General features: G+C 74.0%; 23 protein-coding genes and 2 pseudogenes. 17 read left to right on the plus strand and 8 right to left on the minus strand.

Features of this window, described 5'->3' with window-relative positions; all coding sequences use genetic code 11:
- Positions 1-40: 40 nt before the first annotated feature.
- Together ENKNEFLB_RS10705 and ENKNEFLB_RS10710 are read left to right on the plus strand one after the other, a co-directional pair.
- Entirely contained in the window at positions 41-1,606 is a 1,566-nt protein-coding gene (locus ENKNEFLB_RS10705; RefSeq protein ID WP_214059170.1) for an AAA family ATPase, read from the plus strand.
- A 31-nt stretch (positions 1,607-1,637) separates the two neighbouring features.
- Positions 1,638-3,125 carry a sensor histidine kinase gene (locus ENKNEFLB_RS10710; protein ID WP_214059171.1) on the plus strand — a complete coding sequence of 496 codons (1,488 nt, stop codon included), beginning with the start codon at positions 1,638-1,640 and terminating at the stop codon, positions 3,123-3,125.
- 83 nt (positions 3,126-3,208) lie between these two features.
- Here ENKNEFLB_RS10710 and ENKNEFLB_RS10715 read toward each other — a convergent pair whose 3' ends face one another.
- Entirely contained in the window at positions 3,209-4,126 is a 918-nt protein-coding gene (locus tag ENKNEFLB_RS10715) for a universal stress protein (protein WP_214059172.1), read from the minus strand.
- Positions 4,127-4,384: 258 nt separating this feature from the next.
- On the opposite strand from ENKNEFLB_RS10715, the gene ENKNEFLB_RS10720 reads away from it, so the two are divergent.
- The gene (locus ENKNEFLB_RS10720) at positions 4,385-4,798 is read left to right on the plus strand and encodes a response regulator (protein ID WP_214059173.1); all 414 of its coding nucleotides are present in this window, start codon (positions 4,385-4,387) and stop codon (positions 4,796-4,798) included.
- 312 nt (positions 4,799-5,110) lie between these two features.
- Here ENKNEFLB_RS10720 and ENKNEFLB_RS10725 read toward each other — a convergent pair whose 3' ends face one another.
- A complete protein-coding gene (locus tag ENKNEFLB_RS10725; RefSeq protein ID WP_214059174.1) occupies positions 5,111-6,022 on the minus strand; it encodes a universal stress protein in 912 nt (303 codons plus the stop codon).
- Between the two features lie 163 nt (positions 6,023-6,185).
- On the opposite strand from ENKNEFLB_RS10725, the gene ENKNEFLB_RS10730 reads away from it, so the two are divergent.
- The 4 genes from ENKNEFLB_RS10730 to ENKNEFLB_RS10740 all read left to right on the plus strand — a co-directional run bounded on the left by ENKNEFLB_RS10730 (position 6,186) and on the right by ENKNEFLB_RS10740 (position 9,282).
- A complete protein-coding gene (locus tag ENKNEFLB_RS10730; protein WP_338040962.1) occupies positions 6,186-6,680 on the plus strand; it encodes a response regulator in 495 nt (164 codons plus the stop codon).
- Between the two features lie 56 nt (positions 6,681-6,736).
- Positions 6,737-6,877: a response regulator transcription factor gene (locus ENKNEFLB_RS23025; protein WP_338040968.1), complete on the plus strand. Its 141-nt coding sequence runs from the start codon at positions 6,737-6,739 to the stop codon at positions 6,875-6,877.
- Positions 6,878-6,991: 114 nt separating this feature from the next.
- Positions 6,992-8,758, plus strand: coding sequence for a sensor histidine kinase (locus tag ENKNEFLB_RS10735; RefSeq protein WP_214059175.1), 1,767 nt, complete (start codon positions 6,992-6,994; stop codon positions 8,756-8,758).
- 98 nt (positions 8,759-8,856) lie between these two features.
- Positions 8,857-9,282 (plus strand): pyridoxamine 5'-phosphate oxidase family protein, encoded by a 426-nt coding sequence (locus ENKNEFLB_RS10740; protein ID WP_214059176.1) that lies wholly within the window; start codon positions 8,857-8,859, stop codon positions 9,280-9,282.
- A 51-nt stretch (positions 9,283-9,333) separates the two neighbouring features.
- On the opposite strand, the gene ENKNEFLB_RS10745 is transcribed toward ENKNEFLB_RS10740, so the two are convergent.
- Positions 9,334-10,221 (minus strand): M48 family metallopeptidase, encoded by an 888-nt coding sequence (locus tag ENKNEFLB_RS10745; RefSeq protein ID WP_214059177.1) that lies wholly within the window; start codon positions 10,219-10,221, stop codon positions 9,334-9,336.
- Positions 10,222-10,451: 230 nt separating this feature from the next.
- On the opposite strand from ENKNEFLB_RS10745, the gene ENKNEFLB_RS10750 reads away from it, so the two are divergent.
- Genes ENKNEFLB_RS10750 through lepB form a run of 3 tightly spaced genes read left to right on the plus strand, consistent with a single transcriptional unit; the run spans position 10,452 to position 12,639 of the window.
- Positions 10,452-12,026, plus strand: coding sequence for a multicopper oxidase family protein (locus ENKNEFLB_RS10750; protein ID WP_214059178.1), 1,575 nt, complete (start codon positions 10,452-10,454; stop codon positions 12,024-12,026).
- Complete coding sequence (locus tag ENKNEFLB_RS22885; RefSeq protein ID WP_214059179.1) at positions 12,023-12,157, plus strand: multicopper oxidase domain-containing protein; 135 nt, start codon at positions 12,023-12,025, stop codon at positions 12,155-12,157. Before ENKNEFLB_RS10750 ends, ENKNEFLB_RS22885 begins: the two co-directional genes overlap by 4 nt.
- A 32-nt stretch (positions 12,158-12,189) precedes the next feature.
- On the plus strand, positions 12,190-12,639 hold the full coding sequence (lepB, locus tag ENKNEFLB_RS22540) for a signal peptidase I (RefSeq protein WP_338040969.1): 450 nt from the start codon (positions 12,190-12,192) through the stop codon (positions 12,637-12,639).
- Positions 12,640-12,922: 283 nt separating this feature from the next.
- Here the strand turns inward: lepB and ENKNEFLB_RS23165 are convergent.
- Positions 12,923-14,656 (minus strand): annotated as a pseudogene (locus ENKNEFLB_RS23165) (cytochrome c oxidase assembly protein); the annotation flags it as partial.
- Between ENKNEFLB_RS23165 and ENKNEFLB_RS10765 the strand changes: the two are divergent.
- The 6 genes from ENKNEFLB_RS10765 to ENKNEFLB_RS10790 all read left to right on the plus strand — a co-directional run bounded on the left by ENKNEFLB_RS10765 (position 14,655) and on the right by ENKNEFLB_RS10790 (position 21,284).
- Positions 14,655-16,931, plus strand: a complete 2,277-nt coding sequence (locus ENKNEFLB_RS10765) for a hypothetical protein (RefSeq protein WP_214059181.1) — start codon at positions 14,655-14,657, stop codon at positions 16,929-16,931. The pseudogene ENKNEFLB_RS23165 and the gene ENKNEFLB_RS10765 overlap by 2 nt on opposite strands.
- Before the next feature lie 169 nt (positions 16,932-17,100).
- Positions 17,101-18,015: an AfsR/SARP family transcriptional regulator gene (locus ENKNEFLB_RS10770; RefSeq protein ID WP_214059182.1), complete on the plus strand. Its 915-nt coding sequence runs from the start codon at positions 17,101-17,103 to the stop codon at positions 18,013-18,015.
- Positions 18,016-18,159: 144 nt separating this feature from the next.
- Positions 18,160-18,873 carry a response regulator transcription factor gene (locus ENKNEFLB_RS10775; RefSeq protein WP_214059183.1) on the plus strand — a complete coding sequence of 238 codons (714 nt, stop codon included), beginning with the start codon at positions 18,160-18,162 and terminating at the stop codon, positions 18,871-18,873.
- A 64-nt stretch (positions 18,874-18,937) separates the two neighbouring features.
- Complete coding sequence (locus tag ENKNEFLB_RS10780) at positions 18,938-20,224, plus strand: sensor histidine kinase (protein ID WP_214059184.1); 1,287 nt, start codon at positions 18,938-18,940, stop codon at positions 20,222-20,224.
- A 69-nt stretch (positions 20,225-20,293) separates the two neighbouring features.
- A complete protein-coding gene (locus tag ENKNEFLB_RS10785; protein ID WP_214059185.1) occupies positions 20,294-20,827 on the plus strand; it encodes a response regulator in 534 nt (177 codons plus the stop codon).
- Positions 20,784-21,284, plus strand: coding sequence for a copper resistance CopC family protein (locus tag ENKNEFLB_RS10790; protein WP_214059186.1), 501 nt, complete (start codon positions 20,784-20,786; stop codon positions 21,282-21,284). Before ENKNEFLB_RS10785 ends, ENKNEFLB_RS10790 begins: the two co-directional genes overlap by 44 nt.
- A 12-nt stretch (positions 21,285-21,296) precedes the next feature.
- Here the strand turns inward: ENKNEFLB_RS10790 and ENKNEFLB_RS10795 are convergent, their stop codons facing one another.
- The 4 genes and pseudogenes from ENKNEFLB_RS10795 to ENKNEFLB_RS10810 form a co-directional block, all read right to left on the minus strand.
- Positions 21,297-21,938, minus strand: a complete 642-nt coding sequence (locus ENKNEFLB_RS10795; RefSeq protein WP_214059187.1) for a response regulator — start codon at positions 21,936-21,938, stop codon at positions 21,297-21,299.
- Positions 21,939-22,032: 94 nt separating this feature from the next.
- Positions 22,033-23,217, minus strand: a pseudogene (locus ENKNEFLB_RS23170) (sensor histidine kinase); the annotation flags it as partial.
- 49 nt (positions 23,218-23,266) lie between these two features.
- On the minus strand, positions 23,267-23,665 hold the full coding sequence (locus ENKNEFLB_RS10805) for a hypothetical protein (RefSeq protein WP_214059188.1): 399 nt from the start codon (positions 23,663-23,665) through the stop codon (positions 23,267-23,269).
- 158 nt (positions 23,666-23,823) lie between these two features.
- Positions 23,824-23,982, minus strand: a complete 159-nt coding sequence (locus ENKNEFLB_RS10810; RefSeq protein WP_214059189.1) for a hypothetical protein — start codon at positions 23,980-23,982, stop codon at positions 23,824-23,826.
- A 140-nt stretch (positions 23,983-24,122) separates the two neighbouring features.
- Between ENKNEFLB_RS10810 and ENKNEFLB_RS10815 the strand changes: the two genes are divergently transcribed.
- A complete protein-coding gene (locus tag ENKNEFLB_RS10815) occupies positions 24,123-26,105 on the plus strand; it encodes a BCCT family transporter (RefSeq protein WP_214059190.1) in 1,983 nt (660 codons plus the stop codon).
- Positions 26,106-26,231 lie beyond the last annotated feature (126 nt).

Below are 26,231 nucleotides of genomic sequence, written 5' to 3' on the forward strand. Positions count from 1 at the left end.
TGCGCGGGGCCACAGGGCCGCCGCGGGGACGGAGGCCCGGATGACCACGACACTGCCCGACACGACGTCGCGCGAACCGACGTCCCCGGGTGCCGCGGCCGGGTGGACGGAGGATCCGACAGCGGGGTCCGGGCCCTCTGTCGACCTGTCCGGCGACGAGCCCTGGGCGGAGGTCCGGCGGACGGGTTCCGGGGCCGTGTTCCTGGTGGGGGACCGGGCGTTCAAGGTCAAGCGACCGGTGGACGACGGGCTCCTCGACCTCACGTCGCGCTCGAGCCGGCTCGAGGCCTGCCGGCGTGAGCTCCGCCTGAAGCGGCGTGCCGCTCCGGACGTCTACCTGGGGCTCGGGTCACTGGAGGATCCCGTGCGCGGACCGGAACCGGCGGTCGTGATGCGACGGATGCCGGCCGCCCGTCGGCTGGCCCGTCTCGTCGGCACGGGGGCGGGGCGGCAGGACGCGACGGAGCAGCACGTGCGTGACGTGGCCCGGGCGGTCGCGGTGTTCCACGGTGGTGCCCGTCGGCACCCGTCGATCTGGGCGGCGGGGTCGCGCGACGCGCTGGTCGCCAGGTGGTCGGAGGACCTCGACCGGGCGCTCTCGGCTCCGGCGCACGTCGTCGTGGACGGCGCCGTGGTCGAGGAGGTCGCACGCCTCGCCCTGCGGTTCCTCGCCGGGCGCGACGAGCTCTTCGAGGGGCGCATCGAGCAGAACCGGGTCGTCGACGGGCACGGTGACCTGTCGGCCGACGGGGTGTTCTGCCTCGACGACGGTCCCCGTCTCCTGGGGTGCCTCGACCTCGACGCGACGTCGCGCCACGCCGACCAGCTCGACGACCTCTGCTCGCTCGCGATGGACCTGGACCGCCTCGGTCGCGCCGACCTCGCCGCGGTCCTGGTCGAGCACTACGTCGGGCTCACCGGTGACCCGGCTCCGCCGGCGCTGGTGCACCACTACGTCGCGCACCGGGCGTTCAGGCGGGCGGGGGCCTCGACCCTCGCGGGTGCGGCGGACGCCGGTGCCGTGGCGACCCTGGCGGCGCTCGCGCTGGACCACCTCCGGCGCGGCGCCGTGCGACTCGTGCTGGTGGGCGGGCCACCGGCCACGGGGAAGTCCACCCTGGCCCGCGGGATCGGCGACAGGACCGGTCTCGTGGTGCTGCGCTCCGACGAGGTCCGCCGCGAGCTCGACCCGGCAGGTGCCTCGGCGGCCGGGCAGTACTCGCCGGCCGCGGTCCGACGTACCTACGCCGAGCTGCTGCGACGGGCGGGGGTGCTGCTGCGGCACGGCCGGTCGGTCGTGCTGGACGCGTCCTGGTCGGACCCGGCCGAGCGGCTCCTCGCCTCCGAGCTCGCGGCGGAGACGTCGTCCGACCTCGTGTCCGTGCGGTGCGCGGTGACCCCGCGGGCAGCTGGCACCCGCGACGGGCGGTTCACCCGCTGGCCGGGGAGCTACCGGGTCGACACCGACGGGCCGCCCGAGCAGGTGCTGCAGGAGGCGCTGGAGCTGCTGGGGCTCCCACAGCGGCGCCCGCTGCTCGGCGCGTGGCCCGACGTACCAGGTCAGGGACCCGTCGAGGTGGGGTCGTCCCTTTCGTCTCGGAGTTAGATGGCACCACCGGGCAGGACGGCGAGGGGGCATGGACGTGCGCATCGTGACGAGCGACGATCCGTCGTCGAGCGGGCCGGAGTGGCCCGACGTGGTCGCGGCCCTGCAGGGCGTCGGGGGCCACCCCCTGATGCGCTCCTTCCCGGAGGGCGCCCTCTTCACCTTCGACCAGGACCTGCGCTTCCTGTCGGCCGGTGGGCGTGGGCTCGAGGACATCGGGCTCTCGCGCAGCATGCTGGAGGGCAGGACGATCTTCGAGGTGTTCCCCGCCGAGACCGTCGCCGTCATCGAGCCCCTCTACCGGGCCGCCCTGGAGGGGACGTCGACCACCGAGGACGTCCCGTACCGAGGGCGCACCTACACCCAACGCCTTGCGCCGGTCACCGACGCCGCCGGGACGGTCGTCGCGGGTTTCGGCTACACCCAGGACGTGACCGGGGCCCGTGCCGCCGAGGAAGCCCTGAGGGAGTCCGAGCTGCAGAACCGGCTCACCTTCGAGCACGCCCCGATCGGCAAGGCCATCGTCGAGCTGGACGGGACGTGGCGACAGGTGAACGCGGCGCTCTGCGAGCTGACCGGGTACACCGAGGACCATCTGCTGCAGATGACGTTCCAGGACATCACCCACCCCGACGACCTGGACCTCGACCTCGCCCACCTGGGACGACTGGTCGACGGCGAGATCAGGTCGTACCAGATCGAGAAGCGCTACCTCACGGCGTCCGGCCAGGTCGTCTGGGTCCTGCTCTCGGTGGCGCTGGTCCGCTCCGACGACGGTGCTCCGCTGTACTTCATCTCCCAGCTCGTCGACATCACCGCGACCAAGCGCCAGTACCAGGCGTTGCAGGACCTGACCGCGATGGTCGCCCACGACCTGCGCACGCCCGCGACCGTGATGCGTGGCTTCGCCGAGCTCCTCGAGGGCCCGACGGCCTCGGACCCGCAGAAGGTCCGCGAGTACGCGGCCCGGATCTCCGCGAGCGCCGACGCCATGATGGTCCTGACCGAGAACGCGCTCACCGCCACCGCGATCAGTGACGGACGCATGGTGGCCCGGCCGACGTCGGTGACCCTCCGGGGCGCCGTCGAGGACGCCGTCCGGGCCACCGAGCTCGGGTCGACCTCGGTCGACACCGACGGGCTGGACGATCTCGCGGTGTGGGTGGACCCCGTCCATCTCGGCCAGGTCCTGACGAACCTGCTGACGAACGCCGCGAAGTACGGCGACGGCGCCGTCGTCGTGTCCTCCACCGCGCACCGGGGACGGGTCCGGGTCTCGGTCAGCGACGACGGCCCGGGCGTGGAACCGGACTTCGTCCCGCACCTGTTCGAGCGCTTCAGCCGCTCGCCGGCTGCTCGCGCCGGGCGTCGACGGGGGAGCGGCCTCGGGCTGCACATCGTGCTCGATCTCCTGGCCGCGAACGACGGGCAGGTCGAGTACGCACGCTCCGCCCGCGGCGGGGCCGACTTCGTCGTCGAGCTGCCCGCGGCGCCGGACGACGCCCGCACCAACGAGTAGGACTCCGGCCCGACGCCGGACCGCCTCTCAGGGCTCGGCCCGGGGCGTTGTCCGGTCCGTCGCCCGGGCCGTCGCCCGGGCCGTCACCCGGTCGGGGTGCGGCCCTCCGGGACGACGGCCACCGGGCAGTGCGCCCGTTCCAGCACGGCGATCGTGGTGGAGCCGACGAGGAGGCGGTGCAGGGCACCGTGACGGCGGCCGCCGACCACGACGAGGTCCCACGCCTTGTCGGCGTCGGTGACCAGCTGGTCGAGCAGGCCCCGGTTCAGGCGGCGCGAGACGGCGACGTCCGGGTACTTCTCGGCCAGGCCGGCCACGCTCTCGGCGAGCACGGCGCGAGCCCGGAGCATCTCCTCCTCGGTGGGGAACCCGGCATCGCCGACGTAGGCGGCGATGAGGTCCCTGACGCAGTGCACCGCCGTGAGGTGGTGTCCGCGCAGGGCGGCCTGGGCGAAGGCGAACTCGAGGACCGGCACGGACTCCGCGGTCCCGTCGACGCCCACCAGCACCCCGGACCCGGCGGGAGCCGCCGTGTCGGAGGCCGGCCGCGGCGGCCGCACGACCACGACCGGGCACTCGGCGCGTCGGGTCACGGCCGCGCTGACCGAGCCCAGCAGCGGGCTGGTCAGCGGCCCCCGGCCGTGAGAGCCGAGCACCATCAGGTGCGCCGACGCGGACAGGTCGATGAGCCCGTGCCGGGCCTCGCGCTCGACGACGTGGGTCCGGATCCGGAGCGACGGGTACTGCGCCCGTGCCAGGACGGCCAGGCCCTCGAGGTGGGCGACGGCCTGGTCGCGGAGGTCGTCCAACGCCTGGAGACCGGCGCCCGAGGCGCCCAACCACGCGGCCTGCTGGGCCTCGGTGACGCTGAGCAGGTGCACCACGTCGACCGGGCGGTCCTCCACGGAGGCCTGCTCGAGCCCCCAGGAGAGCGCGGCCGCCGAGTGGGGGCTGCTGTCGTGGGCGATGACGATGGAACCGGCGGCAGGGGTGGTAGGCATGCCACCAGGCTCGGCCTGCGCCGCGACGGCCCAGCACGGTCCTCGTTCCCCGACGGCGGGGACGTTCGCCCCGTCCTGCGACCCCCCGGGTGCGTCTGGGCCTGATGGCCCGGGCGTCACGGGACCTGGGGCCGTGGCCCAGAGGACGCGGGGCCCGTGCCGGAGCGCCGTCGTCGGGCCACCGTGGAGTGATGCCCTCGACCGGAACGCCCGGCGCCACCGCCGACCACGCGGCTCGCGCCGGTTGAGCGCCGGACCGTGGCCAGCATCCTCGTCGCCGACGACGATCCCGACATCCTGTTCCTGATGGCGCTGGTCCTGTCCCGGGCGGGGCACCGGGTGACGGCCGTGGCCGACGGCCAGGCGGCGCTGCGAGCCGTCGAGCTCCGTGACTTCGACGTGGTGGTGCTCGACCAGCAGATGCCTGGCCTGACCGGGCTGGAGGTCATCGTGCACAGCTCGAGGCTGGGCCGTCCCGACGGCCCGCCGGTGCTGGTGGTCTCAGCGCAGCACGACCCCTCGCTCGTCGTGGCAGTGACGGACGCGGGTGCTGTCGACTTCCTGGGCAAACCGTTCCGGCTGGCCGTCCTGCAGGAGCGGGTCGCGCGGCGGCTGCCGCTGCCCGACCCCGCCCACGATCCCGACCCCGATGCCGGAGAGGACCGGTCGTGACGGCGCTGCGGACGGCGTCCGCGGTCAGGGGCGGGTGGACCGGGACGGGGGCGGGGGCGGTCGATCGCCTCCTACGTCCCTGGTCCGCGCGAGCGAACCCGCCCGGTCCGTGATCAGACGGCGCGCGACGTTCTCGGTCAAGGCCAGGCAGGTGGGGGACAGCCGATGCAGCTGCGCGGTCCGCCGGTGCGCGAGCGCCACCACCGCCAGGACCTGGTCGGGCGTCAGCAGGTCCCCGTACTCGGAGGCGAGACGGTCCCCCAGGTCCCTGACCTCACGGCGGTGCACCTGGCCGGAGTGCATCCCGACCTCCTAGCGGCCGGTGGTACTGGCTTCGGGCACCACGGCGACCGGTGTGGTGGCGTGCTCGAGCACCGCGGTGGTCGTCGACCCCAGGACCAGCCGATGCCAGGCCCCGTGGCGGGCGCGTCCGACGACGACGAGGTCCCACGGTTCGTGGCGGCGGTCGAGCACCTGGTCGAGCAGGCCGCGCTCGAGGCGGCGGGTGACCACGACGTCGGGGTACTTCTCGGCCATGCCGGCGACCGACTCGGCCAGGAGCAGGGGCGCCAGGTCGGGGTCCTCGGGCAGTGGGTGGAGCGCGTCTCCTGCGTAGGCGGCCAGGACGTCGCTGACGGCGTGCACCACGGTGAGGGGCATCCCCCGGAGCGAGGCCTGGTGGAAGGCGAACTCCACCACGGGGCGGGAGTCGGGGCTGCCGTCCACCCCGACGACGACGCCGGCGCCGCCCGTCGGGGCGGGGTCGTCGTGCGGCGGGCGGACCACGACGGTGGGGCACCGGGTGCGTCGGCTGACCGCGGCACTGACCGAACCGAGGATCCTGCTTACCACGGGACCACGGCCGTGGGAGCCGAGGACCAGCAGGTGCGCCGACTGCGAGAGCGCGGTCAGCGCCCGCGGGGCGGCGTCCTCGAGGACGTGGCTGCGCAGCTCGACCGCGGGGTGGTCCAGGTGGGCCTGCGCGACCGCGTCGCCCACCGCGGTGCGAGCCTCCAGGCGCAGGCGTTCGGCCAGCGGGAGTGCGTCCCCCGTCGCGCCGAGCCAGGCGGCCGACGGCAACCGGGAGAGGTCGAGCGCGTGGACGACGTCCACCGGCCTGTTCTCCACCTCCGCCTGCGTCGACGCCCAGTCGAGCGCGCGTCGTGAGTGGTCGTCGGGATCGAGGGCGACGACGATGGATCCGGGAGGCACGGTGGTCGGCATGGGGCCACCGTGCCGCGCTCGAGGTGCCGCGCGGGACGGCCGCTGTGCCCTCCGGGCACGGACCTAGGCCCTGGGCCGGCGGGGAGGACGGTGACCAAGGTCCTCGCGGGCGAGGACCTCCGGAGGCTGCAGGCCGACCGTGGGTCGGGGCTACGGTCGGGTCATGAACGCGAGCGGGAACCCCCGCCCCACGGGCGTGGGGGCACAGCCGTTGCGGGTGTTCCTGCTCGACGACCACGAGGTCGTCCGTCGAGGCGTGCGCATCCTGCTGGAGGCGGAGCCCGACCTCGAGGTGGTCGGGGAGTCGAGCTCGGCGAAGGAGGCCGTCCGCCGGATCCCCGCGCTGCGCCCGGACGTCGCCGTCCTCGACGGGCGGCTGCCTGACGGCTCGGGCATCGAGGTCTGCCGGCAGGTCCGTTCGCTCGATCCCTCGATCCGCGCCCTCATCCTGACCTCCTTCGACGACGACGAGTCGCTGTTCTCGGCGATCATGGCGGGCGCGCAGGGGTACGTGCTGAAGCAGACGGGCGGTGAGGACCTGGTCGACGCCGTACGCCGCGTCGGCCGCGGCCAGTCCCTCCTGGACCCCGCCGTCACGCACCGGGTCCTCGAACGTGTCCGCGTCGGCGCGCCACGGGACCCCGCCCTCGGGGGCTGAGCCCCCAGGACCTCGTCCTGCTGGAGCTCATCGGGCTGGGGCTGACCAACCGCCAGATCGCGGTCAGGACCCATCTGGCGGAGAAGACCGTGAAGAACTACGTGAGCCGCCTGCTGGGCAAGCTCGGCGTGACCACCCGGACGCAGGCGGCCATCTTCGCCGTGAAGCACCCGACGGTGCAGGACCCGGCCCCCTGACCCCGTCGGAACGGCGCCTGCACGGGCACCGGTGCCTTGCTCGACCACGCGCCGAGGACGACACTGCTGTGCCATGGGCATGATCGGACGTCGGCCACCTCGGACGGCCCCGGGATGATGCCCGACCCCGACCCCGACCCCGGCCCCGACCCGGACGAGCCACCTGGCGACCTCGAGCTGGAACGCCTCCTGCGCGAGGTCGGCCGTCGGGTCCACGGGGTCCTGGACGAGCAGGACCGTCTGCGCGCCCTCCTCGACGCCGTCGTCACGATGGCCGGTGACCTGACGCTGGACGGTGTCCTGCACCGGATCCTCACCGCCGCCCGGGCCCTGACCGGAGCGCGCTACGCCGCCCTCGGCGTGCTCGAACCCGGCTCGGGTCGTCGGCTCGACACCTTCATCCACCAGGGCATGGAGGACTCGCTCGCCCGGAGCATCGGTCCCCTCCCCAGCGGCAAGGGCGTCCTGGGCGTGATCACCGAACGTCGAGAACCGCTGCGCCTGGAGGACATCGCCGAGCACGCGAGCTCCTTCGGGTTCCCGGCCGGTCACCCTCCCATGCACTCGTTCCTCGGTGTCCCCATCCGCATCCACGACCGCTCCTTCGGCAACCTCTACCTCACCGAGAAGGCCGGAGGGCTCGCGTTCACCGAGGAGGACGAGGGGGTGGTGGTGGCCCTGGCTGCCGCGGCCGGCGTCGTGGTCGAGAACGCCCGGCTCTACGCCGAGGCCGCCCGCCGCGAGCGGTGGCTCGCCGGCGACGCCGAGGTCGCGGCGGTGCTCTCCGGGCACGGCACCGGAGCAGACGGCCTCCAGGCGATCGTCGAGCTGGTCCGCGACGTCGCCGGGGCCGACGTGGCCTGGATCGCCTCCGGCGGCTCACCTCCTGAGCTGGTGCTGCGCGCGGCGTGCGGAGACGGGGTCGACCTGGACGACCTGCGCTCCCGTTCCCTGATGGGCTCGACCGCGGCCCGTGCCCTGTCCACCGGCTCGGCGGTCGCCGTCGCGGACATCGAGTCGGACCCGTGGTCGCTCGTGCCTCCGCAGGTGGAACGGGCGCTGGGTCTGCAGGCCGTGGCGGGGGCGCCCCTGAGTCACGAGGGGCAGACCGAGGGCGTGATCGCCGTCGGCTGGCGCGGTGGCCGGGCGGCCTCGTTCCACGACCTCGATCCCGCGCTGCTGACCAGGTTCGCCGACCACGTGACCCTGAACCTCAACGCTGCCCGCGCCCGTGCCGCGCAGCAGCGTGTCGCCGTCCTGGAGGACCGCGAGCGCATCGCCCGCGACCTCCACGACCTCGTCATCCAGCGCATCTTCGCCGTCGAGATGAACCTCCAGGGCGCCCGACGTCGGGCGGACGCCGAGGTCTCCCGCAGCCTCGCCACGGCCATCGAGGACCTCGACGCCACGATCACGGACCTGCGCCGGTCGATCTTCGGGCTGGCCCACGTCGACGTGGCCGGTGACCTGCAGGGCGAGATGACCCGCATCGTCGAGCGCGCGGCGGCGACGCTGAAGTTCCGCCCGACGCTGCGCTTCCGGGGGCCGGTCCGGACCCTCGTCGACCCCGACACCGTCCCCGACCTCCTCGCCGTCCTCAGCGAGGCGCTGAGCAACGTCACCCGGCACGCCGGGGCCGCCGCGGTCTCGGTCGAGCTGAGCGTCGGTACGGAGGTGACCCTCACCGTGACCGACGACGGCCGCGGGCTGCCCGCCGGGTCCGTGCTCGGGGGCCTGGCGAACATGCGCGCCCGAGCGCGCTGCCGGGGTGGCGACGCCACCTTCGTCAGCCCGCCTGGCGGCGGCACCACCGTGCGGTGGGTCGTGCCGGTCGCACCGGTCGTACCGCTCGGTCACGGTTCCTCGGACGAGCCGGCCTGACCCGGGCCCAGCGACCCGACCCCGACGGGCCGGGGACCCTCGCTCACGCCCCGCCGTGGTCCTACGGTCGGGACGACCGCGAGGGAACGGAGAGGCGCATGGACGACGAGGCACGCGGCAGCGAGCTCGCCCTGGACGAGTGCTGGGCGCTGGTCGCCCAGGAGGAGGTGGGTCGTCTGGCCTACCGCCTGGTCGACGAGATCCACGTCGTCCCGGTCAACCACACCGTCCACGACGGGGTCGTGCTCTTCCGCACAACAGCCGGCAACAAGCTGCTGGCCGCCGCCCTGGGCGAGTCCGTCGCCTTCGAGGTCGACTGGTTCGGGCAGGACGCCGCCTGGTCGGTCGAGGTGCGCGGTCGGATCCGTCGGCTCGAGGACGACGAGCACGAGCGGCTCGACGAGACGGTCCGTGCCCCGTGGGTGGACGGGTACCGCTTCGACCTGGTCGCCCTCGAGCCGTCGCACGTCAGTGGACGCCGGTTCCAGCTACGCCGAGGACGGGCCTCGCCCGTCCTCCCGTGACCGGGAGCAGGACCGGCGACGCTCCTCGACCACCGCTCGACGCAGCAGGAGTCACAGCATCCGGCCGTGGACGTCCCACCCCTCCTGCGAGGCCTGCCGCAAGGCGGTCATCCTCCGGAAGCCGACGGCGTGGTCGGCCCGGAAGTTCGCGGCCTTCAACCAGAACCCGTCCTCGTGGTCGTCCACGGAGGCGAAGTACGCATCGACGTCGACGTGGGTGCCCACGTGCTTGCCGGCCAGCACCGAGACCATGCCGAGGGCACCTTCCGGCGCCAGGTAGCAGCCGACCCGGTCGGCGGTGTACTCCTGGGCGCGGCTGACGCTCTGCCCCAGCTGCAGCAGCATCGACACCGGCCGCAGAGCCGCCCGCCAGACGCTGACGTGACCGCAGTGGATGTGCCCGAGCTCGTGGCCGAGGATGAACCGCACGGTCTCGAAGTCCCCGTTCAGGTAGGCCACGTCGAGCAGGTCGCTGTAGATGACGACGTACCCGCGGCGGATGCGGCACTTCGTGGCGTAGGCGTTCATGGTGCCGTTGCCGTTGACGACGTAGAGCCGGGGCAGCCTCTCCAAGCCCTCGCCCTCGGGGGTCATCCCGAGCTGCGCGCCGAGGTCGCGGAACATGGTGTGGAGTTGCGGCAGCTGGCGGGGGGTGACCTCGACGCCGTTGCTGATCGTCGACCAGTACAGGAAGCGCATCATCACCAGGGCCGTGATCAGCGGGGCGATCGCCGCGGCCGCGACGGCAGACGTCAGCCAGCCGGGCTCCTCCAGTCCGGCGACCGCCAGGACGAGGAGGACGGCGCCGACGGAGGCGGTCCCGGCGGTCGCCAGCATGGGCAGCTCGGAGCGGTGCCGCAGCCGGCGGACGGACGGGAGGTCGCTGCCGGGGCGGTGCGCGATGGCCCCCGGTCCCGGCTCTGCGCGTAGGTCGATCATGTCGGCCCTCCTCGTCGCGGTGACCTCGGCGCCCACCGATCGAACCACGGTGGTCCGACGTCGGTGGGTGGCCCAGGGGCGCGGGTCCACCGACGAGCAGGACTTCGGTCCTGGGGCGCCGCCTCGGGTCGCCGGCCGCCCCGACGGCTCCAAGGTGAGCCCAAGGCCGGGTTGGCACGCTCGGTGCCCAGGTCGAGGCGCGCGCAGGGCGCGCCGCCAAGGGGGCTCCGATGACATCGCTCAACCGTCGTGACGTACTCAAGATCGGCGCAGCAGGGGTCGGGGTGGCCGCGCTCGGGATGACGCTGCCGCTGGGGGAGGCGGCCAGCACGGCCGACTGGATCAGCACGGCACCCAAGCCGGCGCGGTTCGCGCGCCGGATGCCCCTGCCGCCCGTCCTCGTGCCGACCCCGATGAGCGACGAGCACGGCGACTTCTGGCACTTCGACCTCAGCGAGCGCTCGGCGTCGGCGCAGGTGCTCGACCCGGGTTCGCCCCTGACCACCGTCTTCGGGTACGCCGCCCCGGGTGCGGCACCCACGGTGCCCGGGCCCGTCATCCGGGTCCCGCAGAACACCCGGGTCCGGCTGCGGGTCACCAACGACCTGCCCCCGGTCCACCCGACCTTCGGGCACGAGGTCGCCACGTCGGTCCACCTGCACGGGTCGGCGTCGCTGCCGCAGTTCGACGGGTACGCCAACGACGTCTCCCTCCCCGGGCGGGCCAAGGACTACTGGTACCCGAACCACCAGGGACCCCGGACGCTCTGGTACCACGACCACGGCGCCCACCAGACCGCCTGGAACGTCTACAGCGGGATGGTCGCGCAGTACCACCTGAAGAACGCCTGGGAGACCGAGAACCTGCCCCAGGGTCGCTACGACGTCCCGCTGACCGTCAGCGACGCGATCTTCGCCAAGGACGGCTCCCTGGCCTACCTCGACCGCGACCACTCCGGGCTCTACGGCGACGTGATCACCGTCAACGGCGTGCCGTGGCCCTACCTGGAGGTCGAGCGGCGCTTCTACCGGTTCCGGGTCCTGATGGCCACGCTCTCCCGCTCGATGACCCTGCGGTTCGTCAACACGCGCACGGGCGCCACGGTGCCGACCTGGGTGGTGGCCACGGACGGCGGTGTCACGGCGCCCCAACGTGTCACCAGCTGGCGCCATGCCGGCGCCGAGCGGTACGAGGTGATGGTGGACCTCGGCACCTGCCGGGTCGGGGACCGGGTCGAGCTGCGGAACGCCAGCAACAAGAACAACCGCGACTACCAGTACACCGGCAAGGTGCTGCAGCTGCGGGTCACCGGCGAGTCGACCGAGGACCGGTGGGGCACCGTGCCGACGCCGCCGAGCAGTGAGCTGAACCCGGTGATGACGGTGCCGGTGTCCGCGGCGCGCCGCACCCGCGACATCGACCTCGAGCACGACGACCTCACCAACGAGTTCATGATCAACGGCCACACGTGGGAGGACGTCGTCGCCTCCGGGTGGAACCTCTTCGCCGACGACAGCGGCGACCCGCCGAGGCCGGGGGAGGCGGAGATCTGGCGGATCGAGAACAAGTCCGGTGGCTGGTTCCACCCCCTCCACATCCACCTGGTCGACTTCCGCATCGTCAGCCGTCGGGGCGGGGCCGGGCGGGTGCAGCCGTGGGAGCGGGGCCCCAAGGACGTCGTCTACGTGGGGGAGGGCGAGATCGTCGAGGTGCTGGTGCTCTACCGCATCGCACCCCAGGCCTACCCAGACGGACGCTCGACCGGTCCGGCCGGCGCGACCGGTGAGCAGGGGGGCGCTACATGATCCACTGCCACAACCTGGCCCACGAGGACCACGACATGATGAGTCAGTTCCTCGTCGCCGCGGCGGACGGGACGGTCGACCTCTCGCCCACGCACCCCAACCACCCCGTCTTCGCGGCACCGCCGCAGTGAGACCGGGGGCGGCGGCCCTGGCCCTGACCCTGGTGGTCGGAGGCTCGACCGGTCTGGTGTGGGCCGTGCGGACGTCCGTGGTCACCCCCGTCCGCATCGACTCGGCCAGCATGGCGCCCACGCTCGAGCCCGGCGACGTCGTCCTGGTCTCGCGGTGGGCGCCCGACGTGGACGACCTCGCGCACGGCGACCTCGTGGTGTTCGCCGACCCGCGCGAGGGCCGGCGCACCATCAAGCGCGTCGTCGGGCTCCCGGGGGAGTCCGTCGTGGTCCTCGACGGGGTGCTGCACGTCGACGGGGCGCCGGTCGAGGAGCCGTGGGTGGACCCTGCGACGGTCGACGGGTACTACAGCCGGACCTTCGAGGTCCCCGGTCAGCACGTGTTCGTGCTCGGTGACAACCGGGGCAACTCCGTGGACTCCCGTGACTACGGCGCCGTGGACGCCGAGGACCTGCGAGGCACGGTGCTGCTCGGCCCCTGACCCCGGTCAGGCCCAGGGTGTGCCGGGCGCGCACGTGAGGCCCGGCTGGTGGCCGCCACCACCGCTGCCGCGGCGACACAGGCGACCGCAAGTGCCGCCAGCCCGGCCAGGGCCCCGGCCAGGCGCTGGTCGGCTGCGGGCTCCACCCAGCCGAGCCGCAGCTCGAGAAACCACGCGGAGGCGAGCAGGTCGTCGGCGTCGCGGAGCTGGAGCGCGAGCACCCCGAGGCAGGCCACCACGGGCAGCAGCCACCCGGCCCACTCGGCGACCGGCCGGCGCTCCGGGTGCTCCGCCCGAGCACCGGCCACCACAGGACCAGGCCGGACGTGAGGGTCAGGACCACCACGACCAGGTGCCACCAGGGCGAGCCCAGCGACAGGCTCATCACCGGGGTCCGGTGGACGACCGTCAGCAGGACGCACGCAGCGAGCGCGCCGGTCGGCGGTGCGGCCAGGAGGCGACGGGCTGCGGTGGGCGGCTCCCGGCCGGTGGCGTCGCGGAGCAGCACGACCGGGCGTCCCATCAGCAGCAGCGGCGGGACGACGAGGAGCAGGAGGAGCTGCTGGGCCAGGTGCACGCTGAGCAGCAGCGGGGCGTACGTCGCGAGGGCCGAGCACAGGGCCGCGCCGGCCGTCCCAGCCCCCGCGAGGAACCACCGGGTCCGGCTCCGGGGCCAGTCCCTGCCCCCGGTGCGGGCTCGGCGCTGAGCCAGGACGTAGGCCGTGACGGCCGTCCCGAGCACGACCAGCACCACCGCGTCGGGTCGCCACGTGGTGACCAGCACCGCAGGAGACAGCCGCTCCACCGTCGCACCGTCGTGGCCCACCACCCCACGGGCCGGCGGCGGGGTGCGGGCCAGCGCGGTCGCCAGACCGGCGCCGACGGCCATCAGCCCGAGCTCGGCGACCGCCAGCCGCCGGAAGGCCCGGGGCTCCCGTGCCACCACCCGGGGGACCGTCACCCGCCGGTGTCGTGCCCCGAGGACGCCGAGCACGACGAGGACGACGGCCTTGGCCGCCACCACCGCGGCGTACCCGCTGGCCCAGGCCGTCTGCCAGGCGACGCCGCTGAAGGGGAGCGAGGCCGAGACCGCCACGAGCCCGGACCCGGCCAGGGCCGTGTAGCTGACGAGCGCCAGCGCGCTGAACCGGGGCACGGCGACCGCGAGCGCGTCGTCGGCGCGCACGAGCAGCAGCAGGGCGGCCAGGCCGCCGACCCAGACGAGGGCCGCCGCCACGTGGACCACCAGGCCCCCCGGGGAGAGCCCCGCGTCCTCCGCCGACGCCACGTGACCGGCCACGGGGGACACGAGCGCCGCGGCGAGCGCGACGGGGACCAGGGCCGCGGCGCGGCGGCGGCCGGCAGCGGCGCCGGCCCCCGTCGCCACCAGCGCGGCGAGCGGGGCGACGACCAGGGCAGGGGTGATGACACCGGCGGCCGACCACGGCAGCAGCGCCGCCACGGGCACGCCCGACACGGGGACGCCGAGGGTGTCGCACACCGTCAGGACGTGTCCGAGGAGGGCCACGACCGTCCACGTCGCCGCGGCGCGGCGCGCCGTGCGGCCCGCACGCGCCGACGACACGACGTCCCCGGGGCTGAGCACGGTCGGCACGAGGAGCGCCCCGACGGTCGCGGCCGCGGCCACCAGGGCCAGGAGGTCGACCAACGGAGCGCCCCAGCCGACCACGGGTCCCGGGTCGGCGATGCCCGGTGGGAGGTCGGAGGGCGCGCCACCCGCCGCGAGCAGGGCGACCCCGCCACTGGTCGCGGCGACCACCAGACCGGTGACCACCAGACCGGCGACAGCGAGGGCGGCGGAGGCCCGCACGCGCACGGGGGTCCGGGTCGGGGGTGCGATCAGGGCCATGCCCGAACCGTGACCGGGCCCGGTGGGGAAAACCTGGGGGAGGCCCGCAGGACGGCGGTGGCGGCCCGAGGTGAGCCCAAGGTCCCCCCGCACGCTGGGCGGGTCGCAGCACGTCGGCTGCACCCACACCGAGGAGATGAGCGCCATGGCAGCACCCAGGTCGACCAGGAACCGCGACCGCGGACACTCCCGCCGGCGGGTGCTGGCCGTCGTCGTCGCGGCGCTCGTCGTGGTGTCCCTCGCGGTGGGGGCGCAGGGTGCCCCGGTCGCACCGACCGAGCCCGACGGCTCGCTCAAGGCCCGGACGGGGCGGCTGACCGAGGTCGGCCCGACCGCCGAGCACGGGTTCCCGGCTTGGTACCGCGACAGCAACGGGGTGCGGCTCGAGGCCTGCACGACCCTCGACGACCCGCTGTGCGCGACCCTGCCCGACGAGGTCCCGGACCCCGGCTCCCCGGTCTCGTACCCGGACAACTTCCCCGGCGAGTTCTTCTACCAGCTGGCCGGTGCCGAGCTCGCCGGCAACGGTGTCGACATGAGCATCGGGATGGACCTCGAGGGTGCGTGGGCCGCCGAGGAGGTCGTCGACGGTGACCAGATGGTCTTCGGCCGGGTGCGGATCCGCGACCGGGGCCTGGCCGACGGCGAGTACCGCGTCACCCACCCCTACGGCGTGGACGTCTTCCAGGTCGAGGGCGACGGCATCAACTACACCCAGGACATCGGGACCACCCCGGGCGTGTTCGGGCAGGCCCTGTCCAGCAGGATCGGCCCCTTCCTCACCTGGGACCCCGCGGTGGCCCCGGCCGCCCCGGCCGGGTACGTCGGCGACCCCGGTGTCCCGCACCCGGTGGTCGGCAGCCCCTACGGCACCGACTACGTCTCCGTCGAGCAGCGTGACCCGGCCGGTGGGTGGACCGAGCTGGCCCGCACCGACCTGTTCAGCGTGCAGGGCCGGCTCGCCACGAACGCCGGCGTCGACGTCCGGGCGGCGACCTACAGCGTCGGCGCGGACGGGCGCGGCTTCGTCGACGTGTACGCGACCTCGGACGCGGGACAGTCGATCCGGGTGCGGGACGCCGGGCTGGGCTTCGTCGAGACCGCGATGGAGGGCGACCGCGGGGTCTACTACGGCCGCTTCGCCGTCGACCGGGAGCCCGACGGGCGGACGCTGACGGTGCTCAACGCCGGGGACCGACCGGTGGCGCAGAAGCAGGCCGTGCTGACCGACGTCGTGACCGTCACCGGCGCCCGCTACGACGCTGACAGCGATCTGCTCACCGTGTCGGCGTCCTCCAGCGACCAGGACTCGACCCCCGGGCGCCTGACCGTGATGGGTCAGCCGCTGGTGGACGGCACCGTCAGCATCAGCACCGTCGCGCCGACCGCGACGGTGACGGTGACCTCGGACAAGGGCGGCACCACCACGGTGCCGGTGACCACCGGCGGGGACGGCATGCAGGCCGACCTGCCGGTGGCGGCAGCCTTCGCGAACCCGGTCGACGCCGCCCCCGGCCAGCGCGTCACGCTCACCGGCACCGGGTCGACCGGCACCATCGAGACCTACGCCTGGCGCCAGGTCCCGGGCACCGTGACCGAGGACGTCGAGGTCACGCTGCCCGACGGCACGACCGGCACCCAGCCCTCGACCGTGGAGGTCCCGGTGACCGACGCCAACCGGGTCGTCCTGGCCGGAGCGGGGACCGCGGTGGCCACCTTCACCGCTCCGGGCGGCTACACCGGGCCCCTGGCCTTCGAGCTCGTGGTCAGCGGGCCCGCCGGGACCAGCGAGCCGGTGGTGGTCGCGGTGACCGTCGTGGCACCCGACCCGGCGGACCCCGCCCCGGCTCCGACCGCTGACGCGGGCCCGGACCAGACGGTGCGGCGCACGTCCACGGTGCGGCTCGACGGCGCCGGCAGCACCCTGGTCGACGAGATGCGCTGGACGAGGGTCAGCGGGCCGCCGGTGACCCTGACGGGGGCCACCACGCCCGGTGCCTCCTTCGTGATGCCCCCGATGGGCCTGCCCACCAGCACCACCGGGCCCAACCCGACCTACGCGCCGAGCGACGAACCGGTCGTCCTGCGGCTGACGGTCACGGGCCAGGGAGGTCAGGAGGCCACCGACGAGGTGGTGGTCACGCCGGGCGCGGAGACCCTGGGCGTGACCGCGGCCGAGTTCCGGGCGGGCAGGGAGTGGCGGGTCTCGGGCACCTCGAGCGTCCTAGCCGGTCAGCGGGTCGCGGTCGTGCTCGGCAGCGCCCTCACCGGGCGGGTGCTGGGGTTCGCGACGGTCGACGCCGCCGGCGTCTGGGTCTTCCGTGGCGCCGGGGCGGTCACGCCCCCCGCGACCACGACGACCGTCAGCGCGGTCAGTGCCGTCGGCGGACGGACGACCGGGTTCGTCTTCCGACGCCGCTGAGCGGGCCCCGCCGCGCGCCGCGACCACCTCGGCCGGCGCGCGGCGGGGCGGGTCGAAGGACCTCCCCCCGATTCGGGGGCGCGACCCCACCACCTGCGGGTGCCGGCACGTCCTGGCGGCGGGCAGATTGGGAGGTGCTCCCGGGGGGGATGCGGGAGAGGGGAAGGCCATGCACGTCGAGATCTTCGGACAGACACGGGTCGTCATGTCGCACGGCACGGTCGACGGGAGCGGTCTCGGGGGCGTCAAACCGCGCCAGATCCTCGAGATCCTCGCGGTCTCCGCGGGGAGTCCGGTGTCCAAGGAGGTCCTGGCTGACCTGCTCTGGGCGGGCTGCCCGCCGCGAAGCTGGACCGGGACCCTCGAGAGCTACGTCTGCCTGCTCCGGCGGCACCTCGGCACGACGGGGTCCGCGTGCCGTGGCATCGTCACGGTCCCGCAGGGCTACCTCCTCGACCTCTCCTCCGTCGACGTCGACCTGACGACGTTCCGGGCCCTGGCTCGCCGTGCCGAGGCCGACCGACACCCGGCGACGTGCCTCCCCCTGGTGGAGGAGGCCTTGTCCCTCGCGCACGGCGACCTGCTGGGCGACGAGATGCAGGCCGGCTGGGCCGACGACCAGCGGGAGACGCTGCGGCGGGAGCTGGTGGGCCTCCACGGACTGGCGGCGTCGTGCGGTCTCGCCCTCGAGCAGCCGGACCTCGCCGTCCGGCACGCCCGTGCCGCGCTGCGCCGGGACCCGTTGGCCGAGGGCGTGTGGCGGACCCTGATGAGGGCACTGGCCGCAGCCGGGCGGCGTGCCGAGGCGCTCCGGGCGTACGCCGAGGTCCGTGAGCGCCTCGCCGAGGAGCTGGGCACCGACCCGAGCCCGGAGACGACGAACCTGTACCTCGACCTGCTGCGCAGTGACGGCGCGGTGCCGGCCCACGGCGCCGCCGAGGCCCGGGAGGAGGTCCGGCTGCTGATGCGGCTGCTGCGCGACGCCGTGCTGGCGGTCCCGGACCGCGACGTCGGGGACCTCGAGGTGGCCGACCGGGACGCCGGCTGGTGGCAGGTCGCCGTCCGCCTCGCCGCCGCGTCCTGATCCTTGGGGGACGAGGTCCCGACGGTGTGGGGCACGAGGTCCCGAAGGTGGTCCCGAAGGTGTCCCGGCCCGTTGACAGGTCGGTGGCGCCCGCGGTGCCATGGGTGCGTCCGCTCGGGAGCCTCGTCGCCACACCGAACGGAGATGAGCACCTACATGCCGAGACTGGGCCTGGTCGATCCGACCGTCGTGCCGGCGACGTGTGCACGCCTGCTGATCGTCGACGACCACCGCACCTTCACCGAGCTGGTCTGCCTGGCGCTGGAGGCGGAGACCGACCTCGAGTGCGTCGGCGCCGCCCACGACGTCCAGGAGGCGCGCGCCGAGGTCGCACGCCACGAACCCGACCTCGTGCTGATGGACGTCGATCTCGGCGACGGGGACGAGGACGGTCTGCAGCTGACATCCGAGCTGACTGCCCGCCGGCCCTCGCTGAGGGTGGTCGTCCTCACCGCGCACGGAGACCTCGGGGTGATGCAGCGGGCGGCCTCGTCCGGCGCGTGCGCCCTGCTGCCCAAGGGAGGTTCGTTGGGGGACCTGCTGGGCGGACTCCGCACCGCGCGCCGCGGTGCGTTCTTCGTCCCGGCCGACCTGCTGCGCTCGCTCGTCTTCGAGCAGGACGGGCGGGGACGGTCGCCGCGCCACCCCGCGCTCACGCCGAGGGAGGCCCTCGTCCTGCAGCTGCTGTCCGAGGGCCGCCACGTCACCGAGATCGCCCGGGACCTGGACCTCTCGGTCCACACCTGTCGCGGCTACGTCAAGACGCTGCTCGCGAAGCTGGGAGCCCACTCGCAGCTCGAGGCGGTCGCGATCGCGGGCAGGCACGGGCTCCTCGGTGCTCCGACCAGGTCTCCTTGAGCGAGGCGGGTCGGGCCGTCGTGCCCGACCCGTCCACGACGCCGACACCGCGGTGCGGAGGGCCTTGTCCCGCTTCCTGCTGCTCAGCCTGGTCGCGATGGCGCTGGTCGTCCTCGCGACGCTGGGGATAGCCGAGCGCGTCGCGCGGGACCAGGCCCTCGACGACGCCCGCGAGCAGGGTGCCGGCGTGGCCGAACGGCTGGTGGCTCCGCTGGTCGACGAGGACGTCCGCGCGCGGACACCCGGGGCCGCGGACCAGCTGACGGCGGTGATGGCGGCCCGGATGCGGGACGGCAGCGTCCGGCACGTCAAGGTCTGGGACGTCGACGGGGTGGTGATCTGGTCCGACCAGCAGGAGATGGTCGGGAGACGGTTCGCGCTCACCCAGGACGTGGCCGCCCTCTTCGGCACCCGGGGCGTGACCGCGGAGCTCTCCGGGCTGGACCGTCCGGAGAACCTCGGCGAGCGGGAGGAGCGCGAGCTGTTGGAGGTGTACGTCGGGACCACCGACCGCACCGGGGAGCCGCTCGTCGTCGAGGCCTACCTGTCGACCGCGCCGATGGAGGAGAACACCCGGGCGATCGTGGCCACCTTCGTGCCGCTCATCGTCGGGTCGCTGGTCCTGCTGCTGCTGCTGGTCGTGCCGCTGGCGGTGTCGCTGAGCCGACAGGTGCACCGGGCCCACGCCGAACGCGCCGTGATGATGCGTCACGCGCTCCTGGCCTCGGACCTGGAGCAGCGCCGGATGGCCGAGGAGCTGCACCACGGCGTCGTCCAGGACCTCTCCGGACTCGTCTACGCCCTCCCCACCGTCGGGCGACACCTGGGGGAGGGCGGCGACCTCGACGCGGCGCGCTCGATGGTGGTGCGGGCCACCCGCCTGATCGAGCAGGACGTCGCGGCGCTGCGCTCGTTGATGACGGGCGTCTACCCACCGGACCTGGACCGGGGCGGGCTGCCGGCCGCGGTCCGGCAGCTGGTCGCGACCTGTGCGGGCGACGCCGGTCTGCGCGGACAGGTGTCGATCCCCGACGACCTCGTCCTCCCGAGCGACGCGGCCCGTCTCGCCTACCGGGTGGTGCGTGAGGGCGTGCGCAACGTCGTCAAGCACGCGGCTGCCGAGGAGGTCGTCATCGAGGTGGCGGCGACCGGGCTCGAGGTCGTGGTGCGCGTCCTCGACGACGGGGCAGGACCCGGCCCCCGTCCTCCCTCGAGCCCCACGGGCCACCTCGGGCTCCGGCTCCTGACCGACACCGTGCGCGACTTCGGGGGGCGGCTGACCGTCGGGCCGCGTGCCGGTGGGGGGACGGAGCTGGCGGCGGTGTTCCCGACCGCGCTGGTCCGGGGCTGACCCAGGAGGACCCAAGGTCGGTCTGGGACGGTCCATCGACCGACGACCCAGTCACGACGGAGGACGCACATGAGGACCAGGGTGATGCTCGTGGACGACCACCGGATGGTGAGGGACGCCGTGGTCGTCCTCGTCTCGCACGAGCCTGACCTCGTCGTGGTCGGGGTCGCCGGCGACGCGCGCTCCGCGGTCAGGGAGGCCAGGACGACCCGGCCCGAGGTGGTGGTCATGGACCTCGACCTGGCCGGCACCGACGGTCTCGCCGCGACGCGGTCCCTGCTGGCGCTCGACCCCACCCTGCGGGTGCTGGTCCTGAGTGCCTCCTGCACCCCGTCCCTGATCGACGCCGCGGTCGACGCCGGTGCCTGCGGGTACCTGGTGAAGGGCGACCGGGCCCAGCACCTCCTCGACGGGATCCGCCTCGCGGCCGCCGGAGGACACCCCATGGCCCGGCAGGTCGCCACGGTCCGCACGACCTGGCCCGACCCCGCCGGACCGGCGGCTCCGCGGACCCCCCGAGCGCCCGGTGGTCCTGGTGGTTCCGGCGCCGGCGCACCTGGTGCACGGCCCCTGCGCTGCTCGTCGTCCTCGCGCTGCTGCTGACGGCGCCGTCGCCGGCGCTGGCCCACTCCGACCTCGTGGGCAGCACCCCCGGGACGGCGACACGGTCTCCCTGCGCACCGACCGGCTCGTCCTGGTGTTCGGTGACGACCTCCTTCCCGGGTCCGAGCAGGTGGTGGTCCGGGGCGCGGCCGGCGAGGACGTCGTCGCAGGGACGCCGTCGGTCACAGGGGGGACCCTCGAGGTCCCGCTGGACCTGTCGGCGCCCGGTCCCCACCTCGTCACCTACCGCGTCCTGTCCGGGGACGGCCACGCCGTGGTCGGTGAGCTGTCCTTCGACGTCGTGGGCACGGGAGCCCCGGCGGTCGCCGTGACGCCGGCCGTGGCCGAGGCCTCCGGAGGCCCCCTGGGCTCACCGATCTGGTGGCTGGCCGGCGCGGTCGGCGCCGTCGGTGCGGTGGCGCTCCTGCGCCGGGGACTCGCACCTCCCCGGAGGTAGCGGCCCCCGTGGTCACCGTTGGCCGTGGCGCTCCACCCACAACGCCGCCTGGGTGCGGTCGGCGACCCCGATCCGCTGGAAGGCAGACGTCAGGTGCCCCTTGACGGTGCGCTCGGTGATGCCGAGCCTGCGGGCGATCTGCTTGTTGGCCAGGCCCGCGGCGACCAGGTCGAGGACCTCGCGCTCGCGGACCGACAGCACCGTGCGGGGGGCGGCCTGCTCCTCGGCCCAGCGACCGGTGGCCCGGGAGGTGAGCAGGTGCCGGGCCGCCTTGGGGTCGATCGGCGACTCGCCACGGGCGGCGGCGCGGATCCCGGCCACGAGGTCCTCGGGCTCGGCGTCCTTGAGCAGGTAGCCGACGGCGCCGGCGTCGATGGCGGCGAGGAGGCGGGGGCCGTCGGAGAACGAGGTCAGGATCAGCACGTCGGTGCCGGGGGACTGCTCGGTGATGGTCCGGGTGGCGGCGACGCCGTCCATGACCGGCATCTGCAGGTCCATCAGGACCAGGTCGGGCGCCAGCTCGCCCACCTGCCGCACCGCCTCCGCGCCGTCGGCGGCCACCCCGACCACCTCGACGTCGTCGAGCTCGCCGAGCATCCCGGTGAGTCCGCGGCGCACGACGGCGTGGTCGTCGGCGATCACGAGTCGGATCACGGCAGCGGCACCTGCATCCGTACGGTGGTGCCGGCCCCGGGGCGGACTCCACGGCCCACGAGCCGCCGGCCTCCTCGACCAGGGAGCGGACCCCTCGCAGACCCAGGTGACCGGCAGGGAGGGGGGCGGTGACGTCGAACCCGCAGCCGTCGTCGCGGACCACGGCGACCACCTCGTCCGGGGTCTGCTGGACGCTGACGTCGAGGTGCGCCCCGCCGCCGTGGCGCACGGCGTTGCGCACGGCCTCCTGGACCGTGCGCCAGGTGAGCGCGACCAGGTGCGGGGGCAGGTCGTCGTCGACCTGCACGGCCAGGGAGGTGGTGACCCCGTCGCGGCCCAGGGGGGCGAGGAGGTCGTCAAGGGCACCGGCCAGCCCGGTGGCGTCGAGGTCCGGTGGGTAGATCTCGACCAGCAGGGAGCGCAGTGCCCGGACGCTGCCGCGCACCGAGCTGCTCGCGTCGTCGAGCTCGGTGCGCAGGGCGCTGCCCGTGTCCGGTCGGGCGGCGATGGAGGTCAGCACGTACGACGTGCCGGCCAGCTCCTGGACGACCCCGTCGTGGAGGTCCCGCGCGATCCGGGTGCGTTCGGCGTCCGAGGCGTCGACCGCGGCCCGCAGCAGCCGCTCGCGCTGCTCGGCGGCCCGGCCGAGCCGACGGGTGAGGAGCATGATGAGCGGCAGTGCCACCGCGACGAGTGCACCCAGCCCGACCAGGGTCACGGGCCGGAACCGGCTCAGGATCGCGTCGGCGCGGTCGCCGACGCCGGCGGTGGAGTAGTACGCCTCGAAGAGGAGGGCCTCGCCCTCCGGTGACTCGACGCGCGTGTAGACCTCGAGCACGCCGCCGAGGTCGCGCTCGTACCGGTTCTCGGGGCGGCTCACGTCGGACAGCTCGGCCTCCGTGCCGCCACCCCGCAGGACGTCGAGCTCCTCCTCGTCCAGCTCGTAGCGGCTGCCGACCAGCAGCGTCTCGTCGGAGTAGACGATCGTCCCGTCCTCGGCCCAGATCTTGATCCGTTCCAGGCCCGGGACGTCGAGGCGCTGCTGCAGGGCGCGGTCGAGGCGGTCGACGGGACCGGCCTCGCCGGACGACAACCGGGACGGGAGGGCCGGGCCCACCACGCTGCGGGCCAGCACCTCCGTGGTCGCCCGGGCGTCGTCGGTCGCCTCCTCGTCCGCGGCGCTGCGGCTGAGCCGGCCGGTCACGAGCACGACCAGGAGCACAGCGAGGCACCCCGCGGCGAGGAACTGTGCCGCGGGGTGCCGGGCCAGACGTCTCATCCGCGGGGCCACGGGGGGAGCGTGACCCACACGGACGAGTGCGGCGGCGTCAGAATCTGATGCTGCCGCGGCACGTCTGGCCGTTCCTGGAGGCCGCGAAGGTGACGCGGTCGGTGCCGGCGAGGTTCGTGATGCGGCGCTCCACGCTGAAGGAGCCGCTGGGGCCGCGGGTGGTCGCGGTGCCACGGGCCGAGACCGAGCCGTTGTGGACGATGCGCCAGCTCCAGGTCTGGCCGTTGACGTTGCTGTCGACCTCGCCCTCGACCTCGAGGCCGCCGTCGTCGGTCTTGACCTTGAGGTCCCAGCGCGCCGACCCGGAGCACTGCCCGGTGCGCTCGACGCGGTCGTCGCTCGCGTTCGCCGGGGCGGTCGCGGAGAGCAGCCCGAGGGTCGTGGTGCCGGCGAGCAGCGCGGCGGCGGCCGCCCTGCGGGTGGTGGTGGTGTTCATGGGGTCCTCCTGTGGTGGGTGGTGAGCCCCATCCTGGGCACCCCGTGCGGGGCCCGACAGCCGTCCGATGGTGCCGGTACCCCCCGTCCGGCGTCCAGGGTCGATCGTCCCGCGTCGTGCAGGACGACCGGCCACCACCGTCCGTCGAACCCGGGCGTTCAGTCCGGCTCGTGACGTCCTTCTCCCGTGCGCCGATGCAGCAGGGCCCAGGCACCCCAGACCAGGAGCGCCACGACGGCGGGGACCCAGAGAGGCCACTCCAGCAGGCGCGCGACGGCCTCGATCATGGAGTCGTTGGCGGTGGGCTCCTGCTCCATGCGTCGAGTGTGGCAGAGGGGCGGACCGGTGACGCGCCGTGTGGAGGTGCGGCCCCGGAGATGACAGGGTTGTCAGCCGACGTGCCGGCCGCCAGGTGCCCACGTCCGCCCGACGACCACGACGGACGAGGAGCAACGACATGCCAGGAACACCTCCCGAGGGCGTGGACCCCACGGGTCCCGCGGGAGTCCGGCACGGCAGGGACGGCAGACGGCTCGGCGGTCGGGCCGGGCAGTCCCTCGGCCAGCTCGACTACCAACGCCCCCAGTACCCGCACGACGTCCATCCCGCCCTCGTGCCGGGGATCTCGATCGACGAGCAGCGACGTCGCTACGGGCTCGACACCTTCGTCTTCGCCGTCGCCGGGACGCTGACGGTCGCCTTCGTCGTGTGGGGGGTCGTCTCGCCCGGGAGCGTGGCCTCGGTCGCCGAGGCCGCTTTCCTGTGGTCGACCCGGAACGTGGGCTGGTTGTTCAACCTGGTCGCGATCACGGTGCTCGTGTCCCTGCTGATCCTGGCCTTCTCGCCCTACGGGAGGATCCCGCTCGGCAAGGACGGCGAGGAGGTCGAGTTCAGCACCTTCTCGTGGGTGTCGATGCTGTTCGCGGCCGGGATCGGCATCGGGGTCCTCTTCTTCGGGCCCTCCGAGCCGCTGACCTACTTCGTCTCGCCCCCGCCGCTGACCAACGACCCCGAGTCGACCGCGGCGATGCACCGCGCGATGGCGCAGACGTACTTCCACTGGGGCTTCCACGCCTGGGCGATGTACGCCCTGGTCGGGGGTGCCGTCGCCTACGCCGCCTACCGGCGAGGCAGGGCCATGCTGATGTCGTCGATCTTCCGCGGCCTCTTCGGCGCCCGCCACGCCGACGGGCTGGCCGGCAAGCTGGTCGACGTCTTCGCCATCATCGCCACGCTCTTCGGCACCGCCGCGGCGCTCGGCATCGCAGCCATGCAGATCGGCACGGGGGTCGGCATCGTGTCGGGCGTGGAGCTGACCAACGTCATGGTGGTCGGGCTGCTGCTCGTGCTCACCGTCGGGTTCGTCATCTCGGCGGTCACCGGGGTCGCCCGGGGGATCCGCTACCTGTCGAGCCTGAACATCGTGCTGACGGTGGCCATCGTCGGTCTGCTGCTGGTCCTGGGTCCGACCCTGTTCCTGCTGAACTTCCTGCCCTCGGCGCTGCTGGAGTACGTCGGGTCGATGTTCGACATGATGGGCCGGTCGCTGTCCTGGGGCGAGGAGACGGTCGAGTTCCAGTCGTCCTGGACCGTCTACTACTGGGCCTGGTGGATCTCCTGGTCGCCCTTCGTCGGGATCTTCATCGCCCGCATCTCCCGCGGCCGGACCATCCGCCAGTTCATCCTCGGCACCATCCTCATCCCGTCCTCGCTGCTCTTCGTCGCCTTCGGCGTCATGGGCGGCTCGTCCATCTGGCAGTACCGCGAGGGTGCGGACGGCCTGTCCGCCGACCTGGCCCCGCCCGAGGTGTTCTTCGCGGTCGTCGACAACCTGCCGTACCTGGAGTGGCTGCCGTTCCTGAGCATCCTGGTGCTGGCCATCTTCTTCATCACCTCGGCCGACTCCGCGTCCGTGGTGATGGGCATGCTCTCGACCCGCGGCAACCTCGACCCCGGCCGCTGGGTGGTCGTGTTCTGGGGGCTGGTGATGTCTGGGATCGCCGTGGTGATGCTGCTGCTCGGTGACGCCACGGCCCTGGCCGGCCTGCAGCAGCTGGTGATCGTGACGGCGGTCCCGTTCGCGCTGGTGATGCTGCTGATCATCGTGGCGTGGGTGCGGGACCTGCGGACCGACCCCTACATCCTGCGGCACCGCTACGCCGAGGCGGCGGTCAGGAACGCCGTGCTGCAGGGCGTCGAGCGCTACGGCGACGACTTCGCGCTGGAGGTCACGCGGACCGTGCCTCCCGCCGAGGGGGCCGGGGCCGAGGTCGACTCGACCGACGACCGCTACACCGACTGGTACCAGCGCACCGACGAGGACGGTGAGCCGGTCGGCTACGACTTCGCCTCCGGTGAGTGGGCCGACGGCTTCGACCCCGAGACCGGTACCTGCCCCGACGAGGCGACTGGCGGTGAGCAGGGCGGCCGCGACGCCTGACGCGGCACCTCAGCGCGACCGGCCGGGAGCTGAGATCAGGCAGGTCGCCACCGGTCCGCAGGCTGTGCCGGCGACCCGTCCAGGTGAGAGGGTGTCAGGACGCGCCGAACCAGGGGTGGTCAGAGC

Source organism: Nocardioides aquaticus, from assembly GCF_018459925.1.
Taxonomy (GTDB): domain Bacteria; phylum Actinomycetota; class Actinomycetes; order Propionibacteriales; family Nocardioidaceae; genus Nocardioides; species Nocardioides aquaticus.

Coding starts and splice junctions, on each gene's coding strand:
- ENKNEFLB_RS10715 (WP_214059172.1), bottom strand. CDS start 4,126: ATGCCTACCACCCCTGCCGCCGGTTCCATCGTCATCGCCCACGACAGC.
- ENKNEFLB_RS10705 (WP_214059170.1), top strand. CDS start 41: ATGACCACGACACTGCCCGACACGACGTCGCGCGAACCGACGTCCCCG.
- ENKNEFLB_RS10740 (WP_214059176.1), top strand. CDS start 8,857: ATGGACGACGAGGCACGCGGCAGCGAGCTCGCCCTGGACGAGTGCTGG.
- ENKNEFLB_RS22885 (WP_214059179.1), top strand. CDS start 12,023: ATGATCCACTGCCACAACCTGGCCCACGAGGACCACGACATGATGAGT.
- ENKNEFLB_RS10725 (WP_214059174.1), bottom strand. CDS start 6,022: ATGCCGACCACCGTGCCTCCCGGATCCATCGTCGTCGCCCTCGATCCC.
- ENKNEFLB_RS10765 (WP_214059181.1), top strand. CDS start 14,655: ATGGCAGCACCCAGGTCGACCAGGAACCGCGACCGCGGACACTCCCGC.
- ENKNEFLB_RS10785 (WP_214059185.1), top strand. CDS start 20,294: ATGAGGACCAGGGTGATGCTCGTGGACGACCACCGGATGGTGAGGGAC.
- ENKNEFLB_RS10815 (WP_214059190.1), top strand. CDS start 24,123: ATGCCAGGAACACCTCCCGAGGGCGTGGACCCCACGGGTCCCGCGGGA.
- ENKNEFLB_RS10805 (WP_214059188.1), bottom strand. CDS start 23,665: ATGAACACCACCACCACCCGCAGGGCGGCCGCCGCCGCGCTGCTCGCC.
- ENKNEFLB_RS10710 (WP_214059171.1), top strand. CDS start 1,638: ATGGACGTGCGCATCGTGACGAGCGACGATCCGTCGTCGAGCGGGCCG.
- ENKNEFLB_RS10750 (WP_214059178.1), top strand. CDS start 10,452: ATGACATCGCTCAACCGTCGTGACGTACTCAAGATCGGCGCAGCAGGG.
- ENKNEFLB_RS10730 (WP_338040962.1), top strand. CDS start 6,186: ATGAACGCGAGCGGGAACCCCCGCCCCACGGGCGTGGGGGCACAGCCG.
- ENKNEFLB_RS10775 (WP_214059183.1), top strand. CDS start 18,160: ATGAGCACCTACATGCCGAGACTGGGCCTGGTCGATCCGACCGTCGTG.
- ENKNEFLB_RS10735 (WP_214059175.1), top strand. CDS start 6,992: ATGATGCCCGACCCCGACCCCGACCCCGGCCCCGACCCGGACGAGCCA.
- ENKNEFLB_RS10745 (WP_214059177.1), bottom strand. CDS start 10,221: ATGATCGACCTACGCGCAGAGCCGGGACCGGGGGCCATCGCGCACCGC.
- ENKNEFLB_RS10810 (WP_214059189.1), bottom strand. CDS start 23,982: ATGGAGCAGGAGCCCACCGCCAACGACTCCATGATCGAGGCCGTCGCG.
- ENKNEFLB_RS10770 (WP_214059182.1), top strand. CDS start 17,101: ATGCACGTCGAGATCTTCGGACAGACACGGGTCGTCATGTCGCACGGC.